This window comes from Pantoea sp. GD03673 (assembly GCF_029844725.1).
Classification (GTDB): domain Bacteria; phylum Pseudomonadota; class Gammaproteobacteria; order Enterobacterales; family Enterobacteriaceae; genus Pantoea.
In genome coordinates, this window is the sequence record NZ_JAOCKJ010000002.1 from 41,161 (window position 1) to 58,241 (window position 17,081).

Here is a 17,081-nt window from a genome sequence, read left to right on the forward strand (position 1 = left end):
GCTTTAAAGTTGGTGAAGAAAATGAATCAACAGATACTATATATAACAATCATAAAATGAAGCAGATACAAGCAGTCTCTCTCAGGAAACGAAAAAAACATGTCCTGGAAAACTTAAGAAGAGTTCTTTTTAAGAGCTTATTTCTTACGGTTAACGACTCAACCACTTAGAGAACCTATGCATGAAAACAAATGTCACAATAAAAATAAACACATTTTTCATTTCATTTCTGACATCGCTAATAGTCTTATTAATTACTTACGGCTTTGAACTTTCACATTTCACCTTATCTATTGATGAGGAATTTAGTAATAATATCGCACATACTATTAGTATGGGACGGTGGGGACATGCATTACTAAAATCAACGATCTTACCAGAACCATTCGTTCCATTTTATACTGAACTGCTGTCTCTGGTTATACTTGCCTTTTCATGCTCAGTAATCTCACATATTTTAAGCCTTGATTCTCAGCATTCTATATTCTTCTCAATTCTTTACTCATCACTGCCTCAATTTGGATACCAGCTCCAATTCTCTAATCAATCTGATACATTAGCCATAGCGGTACTTTTATCATCTGTTTCAACTTATCTCATATTGAAGGAAAAAGGAGTACTGATGAATTTCATTGCTCCTGTCATCACGTTAACACTGGCAACGTCAATATACCAATCCATAATTTTTCTTCCTGTATCAATAATCGCTTCATATGCATGCTACATGATTATCAATAAGGAATATGAATTAACACTCAAGAGAGTAATAATTAATCCGCTCATAGTGTTAATTTCATCTTCTATTACATATTCGTTGTTAACAAAGATTATTCAATGGTATTTTGGCAAAAGCTCAGAATCTTACTTCCTTAATATGATAGGCTGGATTCATCAACCAGCAGATGTAACTATAAAGTCTGTACTAATATTTATAGCAGACTATTTTTCCTTTAATGCTCCATATGGCCTTAATATTTACGCCATTTCTTTATTGTCATTACTTATTGCTTTTACTACAACTGGTAGAAATCGACTACTATTCCTGCTTTCAGCAACAGCCATGATACTTTCGCCATTTCTCATGAATATGATCATTGGCGGAATTTTGCCAGCCAGAGCTATGAATTGCCTTGCAGTATCGTTTGCAATATCAGGTGCAATCTTGTTTTCCCAATATTCTGGTAAAAAGATCTTATGGATTATCCCTTTATTCTCCTTATTATATGGAACTGCTTCATCAAGTAGACTTTTTTACACTGATTACTTGTCTTACAATCAAGATTATAATGTATCTTCTTTTATTGCTAACGACATATACAGATACCTCGATACGCCTTCAGGAAGCCCTGTCAGAGTCTATTTTTATGGCGCACTTAAAACAGACTCAGTTGATAAACCTTCCAATCCTGACATGTTCGGGAGTTCTTTCCTGAACTGGGATGCAGGTAACTCCGCGCGAATTTCGGCGTTTATGAATGCTACAGCAATAGCAAAAATTGTCCCGGCTTCTTTTGCTGAAGTGAATTCAGAAATAAAAAAAATAAATTCCGCCCCCTTATGGCCGAGTAAAGGTTCTATATTTACAGTTAATAACGTTGTAGTGGTTAAACTGGGTCAATCTCCTGGGAATTGTATCAATGGTGTGTACAAAGGTAATGATCCTACCAGATGCCTGTAATACCTAAAGCCCCTTAGGGGGCTTTTCATTGAAATCCAGGTCTGTCTTGTCCAGATTAAGAACTCACAATGCAATGTATTGGTAACGGCCGTTTACAATAAAATCTATTTTTTATCCAAATAAAAATAACATCTTTTACCCTAATCTACCTGTACGCTATTTGTGAATGTACTCCAATATATGGTTACTGAAACTAAGGCAGGGAGTTTATCAAAAACTAAGCTTATTGATGATATGGCTGGCTGTGAAATGAGCTTATTTGTTAGGATGGGATTTCGTCATCCCATCCGACAACATAATAATAAAACAAATGCTCTAATGAGCTTAAAGTATCAATTTTCCCACCTAATGAAGGTATTTTTACTCCAGCGGCATCTTCACCGGATCGTCATAGCGATACTCAAAACCCAGTTCGTTACAGATGCGCGACCCGTCTATCAGCTTGCCGCTGTCTTTGACTGCCTCTGGTGCGAACCGGGGCGGCTGCAGCCCCAGCTGGCGCGTGACCGCAGGATAGAAGGTGTCACGCGTGGGGTGTTTCGGCGCACTGAGATTGTAGATCCGCCCTCCTTTTGGCGACTGCAGCAGCAGGGTAATCGCCTCTACCACGTCATCCAGGTGAACCAGATTCACGCCCTGTGAGCCGTTCGCCACGTCCTGCTTACCGGCCAGGAAGCGTCCCGGATGGCGCTTTGGCCCGACCAGACCGGACAGCCGCACAATATCCACGCTGGTCCCTGGCAAATCGTGCAGCCAGCTCTCCAGTTTAACCAGTGTTTTGCCCGCGACCGTTTCAGCGGTCAGCGGGCTGTTTTCCCGTTTAACGCCAGAGCTGCCACCATAGACCGACGTTGAGCTGGTAAAGATAATGCGCGGCACCTTGTACACCAGCGCGGTATCAACCACGTTCTGCACCGCCTGCAGATAGGCCTCGCCGCCTTCCGCCGTCCGGCTGGCGGGCAGCGTGACGATGAGCGCATCAACGTTAAACAGCGGCTCGATATCGGCGGCATCACAGTGCAGTTCCGGCGTCAGTTCCAGCTGGAACGCCTCAATGCCGCAGCGGCGTGCGGCCTCAACACCGTCTGGCGTGGTTTTACTGCCGGTAACCTGCCAGCCCCGCGCCGTTAGCGCCGTGGCCAGCGGCATACCCAGCCAGCCCAGTCCCACAATCGCAACCTTCTTCATTTTGACTCCTGACGTGAAACATCAACCCTGACTTCATCGTAGTTTGCCCCCGGATTGCAAACCAGAACAACCTGTTTCAGCGCTTTCCGAACCGGCGATATAAAAAAGTGTTGCCAAGTGCTGCCATCTTCGCTAGGTTAAACCCCACAAATGAATACTCATTCATCGACGAGATTATTATGACACGCGTTCAGTTCAACCATCATCACCACCATCATCCTGACTAGTCTTTCAGGCGATTGGTGCTGGAAGACTTTCAAGATCTTCCAGTGGTGTGAACGCAAGAGAACCCCCGGAAGATCGTCTTCCGGGGGTTTTTTTATGGGCTGATTTAACCACACATTCAGGACAGCATTGATAGCCTATCCCATCAGGCTATTTTATTTGCCACTCTGGCCCTGGTCATGCTCACAATCCTCACGTACTGCGTGTACGTTCCGGTTGTTGCGCGCTGTCCGTGACCAGATTGCCTGCAACAATATACGCCTACTGGAATAGGCTCTAAGAGGACAGGAACCATGTTAGATAACACCCGTTTACGCATAGCTATGCAGAAATCCGGCCGTTTAAGTGATGATTCACGCGAACTGCTGGCCCGATGCGGCGTTAAAATCAACCTTCAGCAACAGCGCCTGATTGCGTTTGCGGAGAACATGCCTATCGACATCCTGCGCGTGCGCGATGACGATATTCCTGGCCTGGTGATGGATGGAGTGGTTGACCTCGGCATCATCGGTGAGAACGTGCTGGAAGAAGAGTTACTCTCACGCCGCGCTCAGGGTGAAGATCCGCGCTACTTCACGCTGCGCCGCCTGGATTTCGGCGGTTGCCGTCTGTCCCTGGCGATGGCCACAGACGCCGAGTACACCGGCCCGCAATGCCTTGATAAATCCCGAATCGCCACCTCCTATCCGCACCTGCTCAAACAGTACCTCGACAAAAAAGGCGTCAGCTTTAAGAGCTGTCTGCTGAACGGTTCTGTGGAAGTGGCAACCCGCGCCGGTCTGGCTGACGCCATCTGCGATCTGGTCTCTACCGGTGCCACGCTGGAAGCCAATGGCCTGCGTGAAGTTGAAGTCATCTATCGTTCAAAAGCCGTGCTGATCCAGCGCGACGGCGACATGCCTGCCGCCAAGCAGGAGCTGATCGACAAGATGATGACCCGTATTCAGGGCGTGATTAAAGCGCGTGAGTCGAAGTACATCATGCTGCACGCACCCAGTGAGCGGCTGGAAGAAGTGATCAGCCTGCTGCCTGGCGCTGAGCGTCCGACGGTTCTGCCGCTGGCAGGCGATGTCAGCCGCGTGGCCATGCACATGGTCAGCAGCGAAACCCTGTTCTGGGAAACCATGGAAAAACTGAAAGCGCTGGGTGCCAGTTCAATTCTGGTGCTGCCTATTGAGAAGATGATGGAGTAAGCCATGGCCTTTTCTACCCCGATTGAATGGCAGCAGTGCACCGCCGAACAGCAGCAGGCGCTGCTGTTACGTCCCGCCATCGCCGCCTCCGAAAACATCACGCTGACTGTGCGCAATGTGCTGGAGCAGGTAAAGCTGAAGGGTGATGAAGCCCTGCGCGAGTTCAGCGCTCGCTTCGACAAAGCACAGGTTGATAACCTGCGCGTGACGCCGCAGCAAATTGCAGACGCCAGCGCCCGCCTGAGTGACGAGCTTAAGCAGGCGATGGCCGTCGCGGTGGGCAATATTGAAACCTTCCACAACGCGCAGATTCTGCCGCCGGTGGATGTGGAAACCCAGCCTGGCGTACGCTGCCAGCAGATCACCCGTCCGGTAAAATCGGTCGGGCTCTACATTCCTGGTGGCTCCGCCCCGCTCTTCTCAACCGTGCTGATGCTGGCAACACCTGCCCGTATCGCCGGTTGTGGCCGGGTGGTGCTCTGTTCGCCACCGCCGATTGCTGATGAGATTCTTTATGCCGCGCAGCTGTGCGGCGTCGAAGAGGTGTTTCAGGCAGGCGGCGCGCAGGCCATCGCTGCACTGGCCTTCGGCACCGAAACCGTGCCACGCGTTGATAAGATCTTTGGTCCGGGCAACGCCTGGGTCACAGAAGCGAAACGTCAGGTGAGTCAGCGCCTTGATGGCGCGGCGATTGATATGCCTGCCGGCCCGTCAGAAGTGCTTGTGATCGCGGATGAGGGGGCGACGCCCGCGTTTGTCGCGTCTGACCTCCTTTCACAGGCCGAGCACGGTCCCGATTCACAGGTGATTCTGCTGACGCCTTCACTGACGCTGGCGGAGGCGGTCGCGGTGGCCGTTGAGCAGCAACTGGCGCAGTTACCGCGTGCGGCAACGGCGCGTCAGGCACTGGAGAGCAGCCGCCTGATTGTGGCGCGTGACCTGGAGCAGTGTGTGGCGATCTCCAATGCTTACGGCCCGGAGCACCTGATTCTGCAGACCCGTCAGCCACGCGACCTGGTCGGGGCCATCACCAGTGCCGGTTCGGTATTTTTAGGTGACTGGTCACCGGAGTCTGCGGGCGATTACGCTTCGGGCACCAATCACGTGTTACCGACCTACGGGTACACCTCGACCTGTTCCAGCCTGGGTCTGGCCGATTTCCAGAAGCGCATGACGGTGCAGGAGCTGACGCCAGAGGGCTTCCTGAATCTGGCCGCCACCATTGAAACGCTGGCCGCCGCTGAGCAGCTGGATGCCCACAAAAATGCCGTCACCCTGCGCGTTGCCGCACTGAAGGAGCAAGTATGAGTCAGGATATTGAGCAGCTGGCGCGCGCAAATGTCCGTGCGCTGACCCCTTATATGTCGGCGCGTCGTCTGGGTGGCAACGGCGATGTCTGGCTCAATGCCAACGAGTTCCCGCTGCCGGTGCCGTTTGAGCTGTCGCAGCAGACGCTGAACCGCTATCCCGAATGTCAGCCCAAAGTGGTGATTGAGCGCTACGCCGCCTATGCGGGCTTAGCGCCGGAGCAGGTGCTGGTCAGCCGTGGCGCAGATGAAGCCATTGAGCTGATCATGCGCGCTTTCTGTGAGCCCGGCCAGGATGCCATTTTGTTCTGCCCGCCGACCTATGGCATGTACAGCGTCAGCGCTGAAACTATCGGTATTGAATACCGTACCGTTCCGGCGCTGAGCGACTGGCAGCTCAACCTGCCCGCGATTGCGGAACAGCTGGATGGCGTCAAAGTCGTTTATCTTTGCAGCCCGAACAACCCGACCGGTAACCTGATCAGTCAGGACGATATCCGTCATCTGCTGGCGATGACCGCCGGTAAAGCGCTGGTGGTAGCCGATGAGGCTTATATTGAATTCTGCCCGCAGGCCACACTGACCGGCTGGCTGAAAGATTATCCGCATCTGGTCATCCTGCGTACGCTGTCGAAAGCCTTTGCGCTGGCGGGTCTGCGTTGTGGCTTTGCGCTGGCAAATAAGCCGGTGATTGACCTGCTGATGAAAGTGATCGCGCCCTACCCGCTGGCTACACCCGTAGCTGATGTGGCGGGTCAGGCCCTCAGCGAGCAGGGTATCGCGCTGATGCGTGAGCACGTCACCCAGCTGAACGACAATCGCGGCTGGCTGCAGGATGCACTGGCTCAGCTCGATTGCGTTGAGCAGGTTTTCCCCAGCGAAACCAACTATGTACTGGCGCGTTTTACCGATTCACCAAAAGTCTTCAAAACCTTATGGGATCAGGGCATTATCCTGCGTGATCAGAACAAAAATCCGGGCCTGTCGGGATGCCTGCGCATTTCCATCGGCACGCGTGAAGAGTGCGAACGCGTGATCGTCGCACTGCAAGCCTTTTCTGTGGAGCAAGCATGAGCCAGAAGACTCTTTTTATTGACCGCGACGGTACCTTAATCTCTGAACCGCCTGAAGATTTTCAGGTAGACCGACTGGATAAGCTGGCGTTTGAGCCAGACGTCATTCCGGCGCTGCTGGCGCTGCAGGCGGCGGGTTATCGCCTGGTGATGATCACCAATCAGGATGGTCTTGGCACCGCCCGTTTCCCGCAGGCAGATTTCGATGGCCCGCACGATCTGATGATGCAGGTGCTGACCTCGCAGGGCATCGCGTTTGACGATGTGCTGATCTGCCCGCACATGCCGGACGATCACTGCGACTGCCGCAAGCCGAAAACGAAAATGGTGGAGGCCTGGCTGGCAGAAGGCGCGCTGGATAGCGCTAACAGCTATGTTATCGGCGATCGCCTGACCGACGTTCAGCTGGCCGGGAACATGGGTATTCAGGCTGTCCAATACGGCGCGGACGGCGAAAACTGGCAGACCATTCAGCAGCGCCTTACCCGGCGCGACCGCCATGCGCTGGTGCAGCGCAATACCAAAGAGACGCAGGTGCGGGTCGAACTGTGGCTGGATCGTGAAGGCGGCAGCAAAATTAATACCGGCGTGGGTTTCTTCGACCACATGCTGGACCAGATTGCGGTACACGGCGGGTTCCGCATGCACATCGAAGTGAAAGGCGATCTCTACATTGACGATCACCACACGGTGGAAGATACCGGTCTGGCACTGGGCGAAGCGTTGCTGAAAGCGCTGGGCGACAAACGCGGCATTGGCCGTTTCGGTTTTGTGCTGCCAATGGATGAGTGCCTGGCACGCTGCGCGCTGGATATCTCCGGCCGCCCGCACATCGAGTTCAAAGCCGAGTTCAACTATCAGCGCGTGGGCGATCTCAGCACTGAGATGGTCGAGCACTTCTTCAGTTCGCTCTCTTACGCCATGATGAGCACCCTGCATCTGAAAACCAAAGGTAAGAACGACCATCACCGCGTAGAAAGCCTGTTCAAAGCCTTTGGCCGTACGCTGCGTCAGGCGATCCGCGTTGAGGGGAACACCCTGCCAAGCTCGAAGGGAGTGCTGTGATGAACGTGGTGATCATGGATACCGGTTGCGCCAACCTCTCGTCGGTGAAGTGGGCGATTGAGCGTCTGGGCTATACCCCGGAAGTCAGTCGCGATCCCGATGTGGTGCTGCGCGCCGACAAACTGTTTCTGCCCGGCGTAGGCACCGCGCAGGCGGCAATGAATCAGCTGGAAGAACGTGACCTGATCGATCTGGTGAAAGCCTGTACCCAGCCGGTGCTGGGTATCTGCCTGGGTATGCAGCTGTTAGGACGCGGCAGTGACGAAAACGGCGGCGTGCCGACGCTGGGCATCATTGATGAGCCCGTGTCATTGATGGACACCCACGGCCTGCCCCTTCCGCACATGGGCTGGAACCAGATTACCGCGCAGGCGGGTAATCACCTGTTCCGTGGCATTGATGAAGGGTGTTATTTTTACTTCGTCCACAGCTATGCCATGCCGGTCAACGCCAGCACCATTGCGCAGTGTCACTACGGTGAAGCGTTCACCGCCGCGGTGCAGAAAGATAACTTCTTCGGCGTCCAGTTCCACCCGGAGCGCTCTGGCAAAGCGGGCGCACAGCTGCTGAAAAACTTCCTGGAGATGTAATGATTATCCCCGCGTTAGATTTAATTGACGGCAAAGTGGTTCGTCTGCATCAGGGCGATTATGGTCAGCAGCGCGATTACGGCAGCGATCCACTGCCGCGTCTGCAGGATTACGTTCGCCAGGGCGCGACCGTGCTGCATCTGGTCGATTTAACCGGTGCGAAAGATCCGGCGAAACGCCAGATCGCGCTGCTGAAAACCCTGCTGGAAGGCGTTGATGTCACGGTGCAGGTTGGTGGCGGCATTCGCAGCCGTGACGATGTTCATGCGCTGCTGGCGGCCGGAGCCAGCCGTGTGGTGGTGGGTTCCACCGCCGTGAAGGAACCTGAAGAGGTCAGGCGGTGGTTTGCTGAGTTTGGCGCAGAGGCGATTGTGCTCGCGTTAGATGTGCGCATTGATGGCAATAACCGCAAAGAAGTGGCGATCAGTGGCTGGCAGGAAGCCGCGGGCATCACCCTGGAAGAGGTGATTACTGATTTCCAGCAGGTGGGCCTGAAGCATGTGCTGTGCACCGACATTTCCCGCGATGGCACCCTGAGCGGGTCTAACGTGGCGCTTTATCAGGAAGTGACGGCGCGCTTCCCGACGATTGCTTTCCAGTCCTCAGGGGGCATTGGCGACCTTAATGATATCGCCGCCCTGCGCGGCAGCGGCGTTCAGGGCGTAATTGTCGGACGTGCGTTACTGGAAGATAAATTCACTGTTTCGGAGGCGATCTCATGCTGGCAAAACGGATAATTCCCTGCCTGGACGTTCGTGACGGCCAGGTGGTTAAAGGCGTACAGTTTCGCAATCACGAGATCATCGGCGACATCGTGCCACTGGCGCAGCGCTACGCCGCTGAAGGTGCCGACGAGCTGGTCTTCTATGATATTACCGCCTCATCCGATGGCCGGGTTGTCGACAAAAGCTGGGTATCACGTGTCGCGGAAGTGATTGATATCCCGTTCTGCGTCGCAGGCGGCATTAAAACCCCGGAAGACGCGGCGCGTATTCTGGAGTTTGGTGCGGATAAGATTTCGATTAACTCACCGGCACTGGCCGATCCCTCACTCATTACCCGTCTTGCCGACCGTTTTGGCGTGCAGTGTATCGTGGTCGGCATCGACACCTGGTTCGACGAGGCCAGCGGCAAATATCAGGTGAATCAGTATACCGGTGACGAAGCACGCACCCGTGTAACCCAGTGGGAAACCCTGGAATGGGTGCAGGAAGTGCAGAAGCTGGGCGCAGGCGAGATCGTGCTGAACATGATGAATCAGGATGGCGTGCGTAACGGCTATGACCTGGTGCAGCTGAAAAAAATGCGTGAAGTCTGTAACGTACCCCTGATCGCCTCGGGCGGCGCAGGTACGATGCAGCACTTCCTGGAGGCCTTTACCGGGGCTAATGTGGACGGGGCTTTAGCCGCCTCGGTATTCCACAAGCAGATTATTAACATTGGTGAGCTGAAGAGCTTTCTGATCGACAACGGAGTGGAGATTCGCGCGTGCTAACCGAACAACAACAGGCCCGGCTCGACTGGGACAAAACAGCGGGCATGATGCCGGTCATCGTTCAGCACGCTGTTTCTGGCGAAGTGCTGATGCATGGCTACATGAACCCGGCGGCGCTGGAAAAAACGCTGGCAGAAGGCAATGTGACCTTTTTCTCACGCACCAAAAACCGGTTGTGGACCAAAGGCGAAACCTCGGGCAACTTCCTGCAGGTGGTAAGCATTACGCCTGACTGTGACAACGACACGCTGCTGGTGCTGGCGAATCCGATTGGCCCGACCTGCCATCTGGGCACCACCAGCTGTTTCTCACCGGCCGTGCCAGAGTGGACCTTCCTCTATCAGCTGGAACAGCTGCTGGCGTCCCGTAAAACTGCCGATCCTGAAAGCTCTTATACCGCACGGCTCTACGCCAGCGGCACCAAGCGCATCGCGCAGAAAGTGGGTGAAGAAGGCGTTGAAACTGCGCTGGCAGCCACCGTCAACGACCGTCACGAACTGACTAATGAAGCGTCTGACCTGGTTTATCACCTGATGGTGTTATTACAGGATCAGGATCTCGACTTCAGCACCGTGATCAACAACCTCCGCGCCCGCCACCAGTAACTGTGCAACAGGCTGCTCAGAATGTTTTTATGCAGATTCTGAGCAGTATTTCTCCATTCTCATCCCCACTTCGTACGACGACGGCCACTCAAACCTCAGGGAGAGAACCGTGACTACCCATGAAAAATTAATCACCCTGCTCGACCAGCATCAGGCCCGCTATCGCCTGATGGAACATGAAGCAACCGGCAAATGTGAAGCAGTGGCCGCGATACGCGGCACCGAAATCGGCCAGGGCGCGAAGGCGCTGGTCTGTCATGTGAAAGGCAACGGCGTTAAACAGTATGTGCTGGCGGTTTTACCGGCCGATCGCCAGGCCGACCTGGGTAAAGTGGCGGCAGCCGTAGGCGGACACCGCGCTTCACTCGCCAGCCCGGCGGAAACCGAGCGGCTCACAGGCTGCGTCTTCGGTGCTATCCCGCCGTTCAGCTTTCACCCCGACCTCAGACGGGTTGTTGATCCCGCGCTGTTTGAACGTTACCCGGAGATCGCGTTTAACGCCGGTCTGCTGACGCGCTCAGTGATCCTGAACACCGACGATTACCGGGCGCTGTGCGGGGCTGACGTGATGAAGATAACGCAGTAATTGCCATCACGGCAGGCCAGCGATACTCTGCATAATCACTTATCACGACAAAATAAGAGAAAAATCATGAACATTTTTACTCAACGCCTGCGCCAGACGCTGGCTGCGGCGGTTATGGCGGGCTGTGCTTTTAGCGCTCAGGCGAAAATTGAGCAGGTGCGTTTCGCGGTCGATCCCACTTACCCGCCGTTTGAATCGAAAACCCCACAGGGCAAGCTGGTTGGATTCGATATCGATCTGGGCAATGCGCTCTGCGCCCAGATGCAGGCCAAATGTGTCTGGGTTGAAAGCCAGTTTGACGGCATGATCCCGGCCCTGAAGGCGCGTAAATTTGACGCTATTCTGTCTGACATGGGCATTACGGAAGAGCGCCTGAAGCAGATTGATTTCACTGTTCCGCTCTATGACACCCACACCCAGCTGATTGCCCGTAAAGGGGCTGGCGTGCTGCCCACCGTGGAATCGCTGAAAGGAAAAACGGTCGGCGTGGAACAGGGAACGGTTCAGGAGCGTTATGCACTGGCGAAATGGCAGCCTCATGGCGTGACCGTTGTGCCGTATGGCGATCAGGCACAGGTTGAAAGCGACCTGGTATCAGGCCGGCTGGACGCGGTCTTCACCGATGCGGCACAGGCCGCTATTGGCTTCCTGAAGCACCCACAGGGTAAAGATTTTGAACTGGCTGGCCCGATTATTCAGGATCCGATTATCGGCCCCGGCACCGCAATTGGTCTGCGTAAAGGCGATACCGAACTGAAAACGGCGCTGGATAATGCCTTTGCCGAAATCAAAAAGAATGGCACTTTTGATCAGATTCAGAAGCGCTACTTCGCCACGGATATCTCTATCCAGCAGTAACCTCGCGGTCGCCCTTTTTCGTCCTCACCGCGATCCGGCACTATACTGTAATTTTTTCAGGACGGCGCGCTGTCGTCCTTTGCCGATTAAAGGACATTAACACGGTATGCATCAACAACATCATCCACTGTTAAGCGCCTCTTTAGGCACCCAGCGTGAAATCATCAGTTTCCACTTTGCTCCCGACCACGAGCGTCAGGTTTACATTCAGGCTGCGCTGCACGGCGACGAACTGCCCGGCATGGCGGTGGCGTGGTTTTTAAAACAGCGGCTGCAGGCGCTGGAGTCCGCCGGACAACTCAAAGCCGCGTTCACGCTGGTTCCGGTTGCTAATCCGCTGGCACTGGGACAGCACTGGCACGGCACCCATCTGGGCCGCTTTCATACGCTCTCAGGTCAGGACTTTAATCGCAGCTTCCCGTCACTGGGTAACACCCTGGCAACCGCGCTGGCTGAAAGTCTGACCCAGAGTGAATCGCAGAACAGGAGCCTGATTCGTGATGCGATTGATCGGCACTATCGCGACACCGTCCCCAAAACCGAGCTGGATGCGCAGCGCTATACACTGATGCGGATGGCCAGCCAGGCAGATTTGATGATTGACCTGCATTGCGACTGGGAAGCCGTGCCGCATCTCTATACCACCCCTCATGCCTGGCCGGATATTGAGCCGCTGGCGCGCTGGCTGGGGAGTGAAGTGCAGTTGCTGGCGCAGATCTCCGGCGGTGAACCCTTTGATGAAGCCTGTTGCGAACCCTGGCTGACGCTGGCGGAACGCTTTGGTAATGATTACCCGATGCCGCGTGGATTGCTGCCCGTGACGCTGGAGTTGCGTGGCGTACGGGATGTTTCGCCTGAACAGGCGGAGAAAGATGCGGATGCGATTATTTCGGCGCTGCAGGAAAGCGGCTATATCGGCTACAGCGAGCCTTCAATTTCCGTGGAAGTGGCCGCACCCGTTATCGGCGGCGATGAGCTGGTTCCGGCGAACGCAGGCGGTGATGATGTCGTGGCCATCAATGACGGGCCGATTGGCTTAACCGTGCCTGACGTTGCCGAAGCCCCGGGAGAAACAGGGGTGATTAAAGAGCGTCACAGCGAGGGATCGTCGGCGGCCTCCCCTGCACTGAGAAATCCACCTACGCCGTTAGCAGGCTGTGAATACATTCATTCGCCGGTGTCAGGGCTGATCCTGCATCGTAAACCGCTGGGCGCTCAGATTCGGCCAGGAGAAGTGGTGGCTGAGATTGTCGATCCCGTGACCGACCATATCACCCCACTGGTCGCGGAGTATGGCGGGATTCTTTACGCACGACACTGGGTCAGGTTTGCTACGGCAGGTATGCTGGTGGTAAGGCTGGCGGGCGAGCGAGAGATTCGGAGCGGGGATTTGCTGGTAGGATAAAAAAAGGGCTTCCCGCGGGAAGCCCTTTTTAGTGATTAATCTAACCACTCGGTGTGGAACACACCGTCTTTATCAATACGCTTATAGGTGTGCGCACCGAAGTAGTCACGCTGCGCCTGAATCAGGTTAGCAGGCAGTACTTCTGAACGGTAGCTGTCGTAATAAGCGATCGCCGCAGAGAAGGTTGGCGTCGGGATACCGTTCTGAATCGCGTAAGAAACCACATCACGCAGCGCCTGCTGATACTGATCGGCGATATCTTTGAAGTACGGAGCCAGCAGCAGGTTAGCAATGCCCGCATCAGCTTCATAAGCATCAGTGATCTTCTGCAGGAACTGGGCGCGAATGATGCAACCGGCACGGAAAATCTTAGCGATTTCGCCGTAATGCAGATCCCAGTTGTTCTCTTCTGACGCAGCGCGCAGCTGTGAGAAGCCCTGCGCATACGAGACGATTTTACCCAGATACAGTGCGCGACGTACTTTCTCGATGAACTCTGCTTTGTCGCCGGTGAAAGCCTGCGCCTGTGGACCGCTCAGGACTTTAGAGGCTGCAACACGCTGAGTTTTCAGTGATGAGAGGTAACGGGCAAAGACAGACTCGGTGATCAGAGACAGAGGTTCGCCGAGATCCAGTGAACTCTGGCTGGTCCATTTACCCGTGCCTTTGTTCGCTGCTTCATCCAGAATCACATCAACCAGATATTTACCGTCTTCATCTTTCTTAGTGAAGATATCTTTGGTGATGTCGATCAGATAGCTGCTCAGTTCGCCGTTGTTCCAGTCGGTGAACGTCTCAGCCAGCTCTTCATTGTTCAGACCCAGCGCGCCTTTCAGCAGGGCATAGGCTTCTGCAATCAGCTGCATGTCGCCATATTCAATGCCGTTGTGAACCATTTTCACGTAGTGACCCGCGCCATCCGGACCGATGTAAGCCACACAGGCTTCGCCATCTTCTGCACGTGCTGCGATCTTATCCAGAATTGGTGCAACCAGTTCGTAGGCTTCTTTCTGACCACCCGGCATGATAGATGGGCCTTTCAGAGCGCCCTCTTCACCGCCGGAGACACCGGTGCCGATGAAGTTGAAGCCTTGATCTGAAAGTTCTTTGTTACGACGGATGGTGTCTTTGTAGAAGGTGTTGCCGCCATCGATCAGAATGTCGCCTTTATCCAGATGCGGTGTCAGCGAGGCAATAGTTTTATCGGTCGCTTCACCGGCCTGAACCATCAGCAGGATGCGACGTGGTTTCTCCAGCGATTCAACAAACTCTTCAACGGTGTAAAAAGGAGCAAGCTTCTTGCCCTGGTTCTCAGCGATGACTTCGTCGGTCTTTTCGCGTGAACGGTTGAAGATTGAAACAGTGTAACCGCGGCTCTCAATGTTAAGAGCCAGGTTGCGGCCCATCACTGCCATACCTACAACGCCGATCTGTTGCTTGGACATTACATACTCCTGTCTGAAAGTCACTTCACTTGTCTGGGGTTAGTTAGCAAAAGTGTTAAACATGTTAACTCAAATAATAATTGAAAAGGTAGTAATTGATGCGGCGAATTCCAGATTTGGATTCAGAGACATAAAGAAAGATAGAAGGCCATATTTACATCAAAAGAAAGGAGCGGGATTTTAATCCTGGCTTATTGAGAACTCACGCTTTGCAGAGCTTTCTTATTGAGGTAATTGCGTTGTTTATCTCTGAACCAGCCCCATTTGTTAAAGTATTTGATAGCTGAAACAGCATGATAAAAAAGAAATTTTATATCTGTATATGAGCGCCTCTGTGATTCGTGAACAACTACAGAGCCTGGAAAATAGCTTACGTTAGACTGCATTGCAATTCTTCTTGATAAATCAACATCCTCCAGGTAAAGGAAATATCTGGTATCAAATCCTCTCACATCACTTAACACTTTCGAATCGATCAGCATAAAACATCCAGATAAGGATGGAGCGAAAAAAGGCTTGCTGTAATCAGCATGATGCAATTCATAGTCGGAATTCAGGTTCTCAGTCAGCTTAAAAAAGAATCTTCGCATGAAAAGCTGGTAGGGGGTTGGAAGCAATTTGCAGCTATATTGTAATTTCCCATCAGGATATACAATTTTAGGTATTGATAGACCGATAGCGTTCTGGTGGCTAAAGCAATAAAGCGCATCAACCTGACCCTGTTTGAAAACAATATCAGGATTGCAAATCAGAAAAAACTCAGACTTATTTTTATATTTATCGAAAACAGCATTATGACCCGAACCGAAGCCCTTATTATCTTCTAATCTGATGATTTCGACTTTGGACATACAAAGTGAATCAAGCCAGGAGCAGTAGCCTCCATTATCAACGATTACTATTTTTGAAATACACTTCTCGTTATTAAGTGAATCGATTGTTTTAGAGACAGAACTAAGTTCATGACGATATAATACCAATGATGCTATTATTTTCACTTCATCTACCGCTCAAATTAAAAGATACAAGTAATCATGCCAGGAACCAAACAGATTATGAAGATGAAAAAGGGTGTTGTATTTACAACACCCAATGTAGAGAATTAGCTAAGGAAGCGACGTTTAATACCCTTAACGCCTTCATTTTTCAATACTTCCCAGCCTCTTTTACCAACAGTCATACCTACACGTGGATTCGTTAAAGAGCGACGCACAAGGCTCATAAACCGTTCTCTGTCAAAGCCAATATCTCCACCGCGGAAACCAGGAGTGAGAACCTCACTAAATTTAGAGAGCGCATTCGCTTTTGTTTCAGGTTTAAATAAATCAGCATATTCTTTAGGACCCTGAGAAAGCCACCATTGATTATAAGTTGATGCATCAAATGGTTGTGGAAAAGCTTTCTGAAGATCGAGACGCTCACGATAAACAAGACGCTGTTCTTTTGAAATAACAGAACCATCAGAATGTTTACCAAAAGCCCACGAAACTTTTGCCAAAGGATCTTGTGCCAGATTTTTTGTTTGGTCTTCATACCAGTCAATTAACTGGTGAACGTCAGAATTTTCACCGGCATTTTTGGTTGCCATAATACGGTGGGCACCACTATCAAAACCAGTAAAATGATAGAAACCTAATGGTTCATTGTCGACCAGATAATTACCATCTTTATCGACTTTGAATTCACGCGTCGTCAAATTCCACGTTGCAACGTTATGACGGCTAGAACGCATAATAGCAACATCTGTGAAGAAGGCAGGAACCAGATCTATCCAGCGCTGATCAGTAAACAATCCATTAGGAATGTCTGCACGACAGAAATGGTAAATGCGTTCAGCCCACCAGTTGGCAAATGCCAGGCCAACTTCTGTCGCAGCAACGGCACAGAAACCTAAGTTATAAACACCATGCTTAAGGCTGCAAATTTCATTATCCATAACCGCAGACAATGAAGTTTCAGGCTTAGTCTGATGAGGAGTCAGCACAACGTTTGATGAATCCAGCGCTTCAAGAATATCATCCAGACGCGAGAAAATGACTGTATCAGGATCCAAATAGACGACTTTTTTGCAGCCAGGAAGTTGTAAAAGTCTTGAAAGCATAAATGGCTTAATAGCAGTTGCCAGCTCAACAATAGTGTGGCAATAAGCCCAGCCTTTCCAGTCAGGAATATCCAGTTCTGAGATAGAAACTATCTCATCAAATGGCTCATTACTGAGATCAATTTCTGGCCTTTTTTCGTCCGCGAGAACTAAATGAATTTTCCATTCAGGATGATACTTTCTGATAGACTGAAACAACATCCTTACTTTAGGTATATAGTTGAATGCTGCGCTGGTAAATACGTGAACTTCACTCATGACTGCCTC

At 52.0% G+C, this 17,081-nt stretch carries 17 protein-coding genes and 1 other annotated feature; of the genes, 13 read left to right on the forward strand and 4 right to left on the reverse strand.

Going from position 1 to position 17,081, the window contains the following annotated elements; all coding sequences use genetic code 11:
• Positions 1–181 precede the first annotated feature (181 nt).
• Positions 182–1,678 (forward strand): glucosyltransferase domain-containing protein, encoded by a 1,497-nt coding sequence (locus N5J69_RS03655; protein WP_279768145.1) that lies wholly within the window; start codon positions 182–184, stop codon positions 1,676–1,678.
• A gap of 360 nt (positions 1,679–2,038) precedes the next feature.
• Here the strand turns inward: N5J69_RS03655 and N5J69_RS03660 are convergent, their stop codons facing one another.
• Entirely contained in the window at positions 2,039–2,866 is an 828-nt protein-coding gene (locus tag N5J69_RS03660) for an SDR family oxidoreductase (RefSeq protein ID WP_279768146.1), read from the reverse strand.
• Positions 2,867–3,045: 179 nt separating this feature from the next.
• Between N5J69_RS03660 and hisL the strand changes: the two genes are divergently transcribed.
• The 12 genes from hisL to N5J69_RS03720 all read left to right on the forward strand — a co-directional run bounded on the left by hisL (position 3,046) and on the right by N5J69_RS03720 (position 13,268).
• Positions 3,046–3,093: a his operon leader peptide gene (gene hisL, locus N5J69_RS03665; protein WP_100396937.1), complete on the forward strand. Its 48-nt coding sequence runs from the start codon at positions 3,046–3,048 to the stop codon at positions 3,091–3,093.
• Positions 3,069–3,189 (forward strand) — a sequence feature (His leader region). (Overlaps the previous gene by 25 nt.)
• Before the next feature lie 195 nt (positions 3,190–3,384).
• Positions 3,385–4,284, forward strand: a complete 900-nt coding sequence (hisG, locus tag N5J69_RS03670; protein WP_279768147.1) for an ATP phosphoribosyltransferase — start codon at positions 3,385–3,387, stop codon at positions 4,282–4,284.
• A gap of 3 nt (positions 4,285–4,287) precedes the next feature.
• Positions 4,288–5,592 (forward strand): histidinol dehydrogenase, encoded by a 1,305-nt coding sequence (hisD, locus tag N5J69_RS03675; RefSeq protein WP_279768149.1) that lies wholly within the window; start codon positions 4,288–4,290, stop codon positions 5,590–5,592.
• Positions 5,589–6,665, forward strand: coding sequence for a histidinol-phosphate transaminase (gene hisC, locus N5J69_RS03680; protein ID WP_279768151.1), 1,077 nt, complete (start codon positions 5,589–5,591; stop codon positions 6,663–6,665). Before hisD ends, hisC begins: the two co-directional genes overlap by 4 nt.
• On the forward strand, positions 6,662–7,729 hold the full coding sequence (hisB, locus tag N5J69_RS03685) for a bifunctional histidinol-phosphatase/imidazoleglycerol-phosphate dehydratase HisB (protein ID WP_279768152.1): 1,068 nt from the start codon (positions 6,662–6,664) through the stop codon (positions 7,727–7,729). Before hisC ends, hisB begins: the two co-directional genes overlap by 4 nt.
• The gene (gene hisH, locus N5J69_RS03690; RefSeq protein ID WP_008926061.1) at positions 7,729–8,319 is read left to right on the forward strand and encodes an imidazole glycerol phosphate synthase subunit HisH; all 591 of its coding nucleotides are present in this window, start codon (positions 7,729–7,731) and stop codon (positions 8,317–8,319) included. The genes hisB and hisH overlap by 1 nt, the downstream gene beginning before the upstream one ends.
• Positions 8,319–9,056: a 1-(5-phosphoribosyl)-5-[(5-phosphoribosylamino)methylideneamino]imidazole-4-carboxamide isomerase gene (hisA, locus tag N5J69_RS03695; protein ID WP_279768154.1), complete on the forward strand. Its 738-nt coding sequence runs from the start codon at positions 8,319–8,321 to the stop codon at positions 9,054–9,056. Before hisH ends, hisA begins: the two co-directional genes overlap by 1 nt.
• Positions 9,038–9,814 (forward strand): imidazole glycerol phosphate synthase subunit HisF, encoded by a 777-nt coding sequence (gene hisF, locus N5J69_RS03700; RefSeq protein WP_279768155.1) that lies wholly within the window; start codon positions 9,038–9,040, stop codon positions 9,812–9,814. Before hisA ends, hisF begins: the two co-directional genes overlap by 19 nt.
• The gene (hisIE, locus tag N5J69_RS03705) at positions 9,808–10,419 is read left to right on the forward strand and encodes a bifunctional phosphoribosyl-AMP cyclohydrolase/phosphoribosyl-ATP diphosphatase HisIE (protein WP_279768156.1); all 612 of its coding nucleotides are present in this window, start codon (positions 9,808–9,810) and stop codon (positions 10,417–10,419) included. Before hisF ends, hisIE begins: the two co-directional genes overlap by 7 nt.
• A gap of 109 nt (positions 10,420–10,528) precedes the next feature.
• Positions 10,529–11,005, forward strand: coding sequence for a YbaK/prolyl-tRNA synthetase associated domain-containing protein (locus N5J69_RS03710; protein ID WP_279768157.1), 477 nt, complete (start codon positions 10,529–10,531; stop codon positions 11,003–11,005).
• A gap of 66 nt (positions 11,006–11,071) precedes the next feature.
• A complete protein-coding gene (locus tag N5J69_RS03715; RefSeq protein WP_279768158.1) occupies positions 11,072–11,863 on the forward strand; it encodes an ABC transporter substrate-binding protein in 792 nt (263 codons plus the stop codon).
• A 106-nt stretch (positions 11,864–11,969) separates the two neighbouring features.
• Positions 11,970–13,268 (forward strand): succinylglutamate desuccinylase/aspartoacylase family protein, encoded by a 1,299-nt coding sequence (locus N5J69_RS03720; protein WP_279768159.1) that lies wholly within the window; start codon positions 11,970–11,972, stop codon positions 13,266–13,268.
• Positions 13,269–13,303: 35 nt separating this feature from the next.
• Here N5J69_RS03720 and gndA read toward each other — a convergent pair whose 3' ends face one another.
• The 3 genes from gndA to N5J69_RS03735 all read right to left on the reverse strand — a co-directional run bounded on the left by gndA (position 13,304) and on the right by N5J69_RS03735 (position 17,072).
• On the reverse strand, positions 13,304–14,713 hold the full coding sequence (gene gndA / locus N5J69_RS03725; RefSeq protein ID WP_279768160.1) for an NADP-dependent phosphogluconate dehydrogenase: 1,410 nt from the start codon (positions 14,711–14,713) through the stop codon (positions 13,304–13,306).
• Positions 14,714–14,904: 191 nt separating this feature from the next.
• The gene (locus N5J69_RS03730; protein WP_279768161.1) at positions 14,905–15,711 is read right to left on the reverse strand and encodes a glycosyltransferase family 2 protein; all 807 of its coding nucleotides are present in this window, start codon (positions 15,709–15,711) and stop codon (positions 14,905–14,907) included.
• 104 nt (positions 15,712–15,815) lie between these two features.
• Positions 15,816–17,072 (reverse strand): glycosyltransferase, encoded by a 1,257-nt coding sequence (locus N5J69_RS03735; protein WP_279768162.1) that lies wholly within the window; start codon positions 17,070–17,072, stop codon positions 15,816–15,818.
• Positions 17,073–17,081 lie beyond the last annotated feature (9 nt).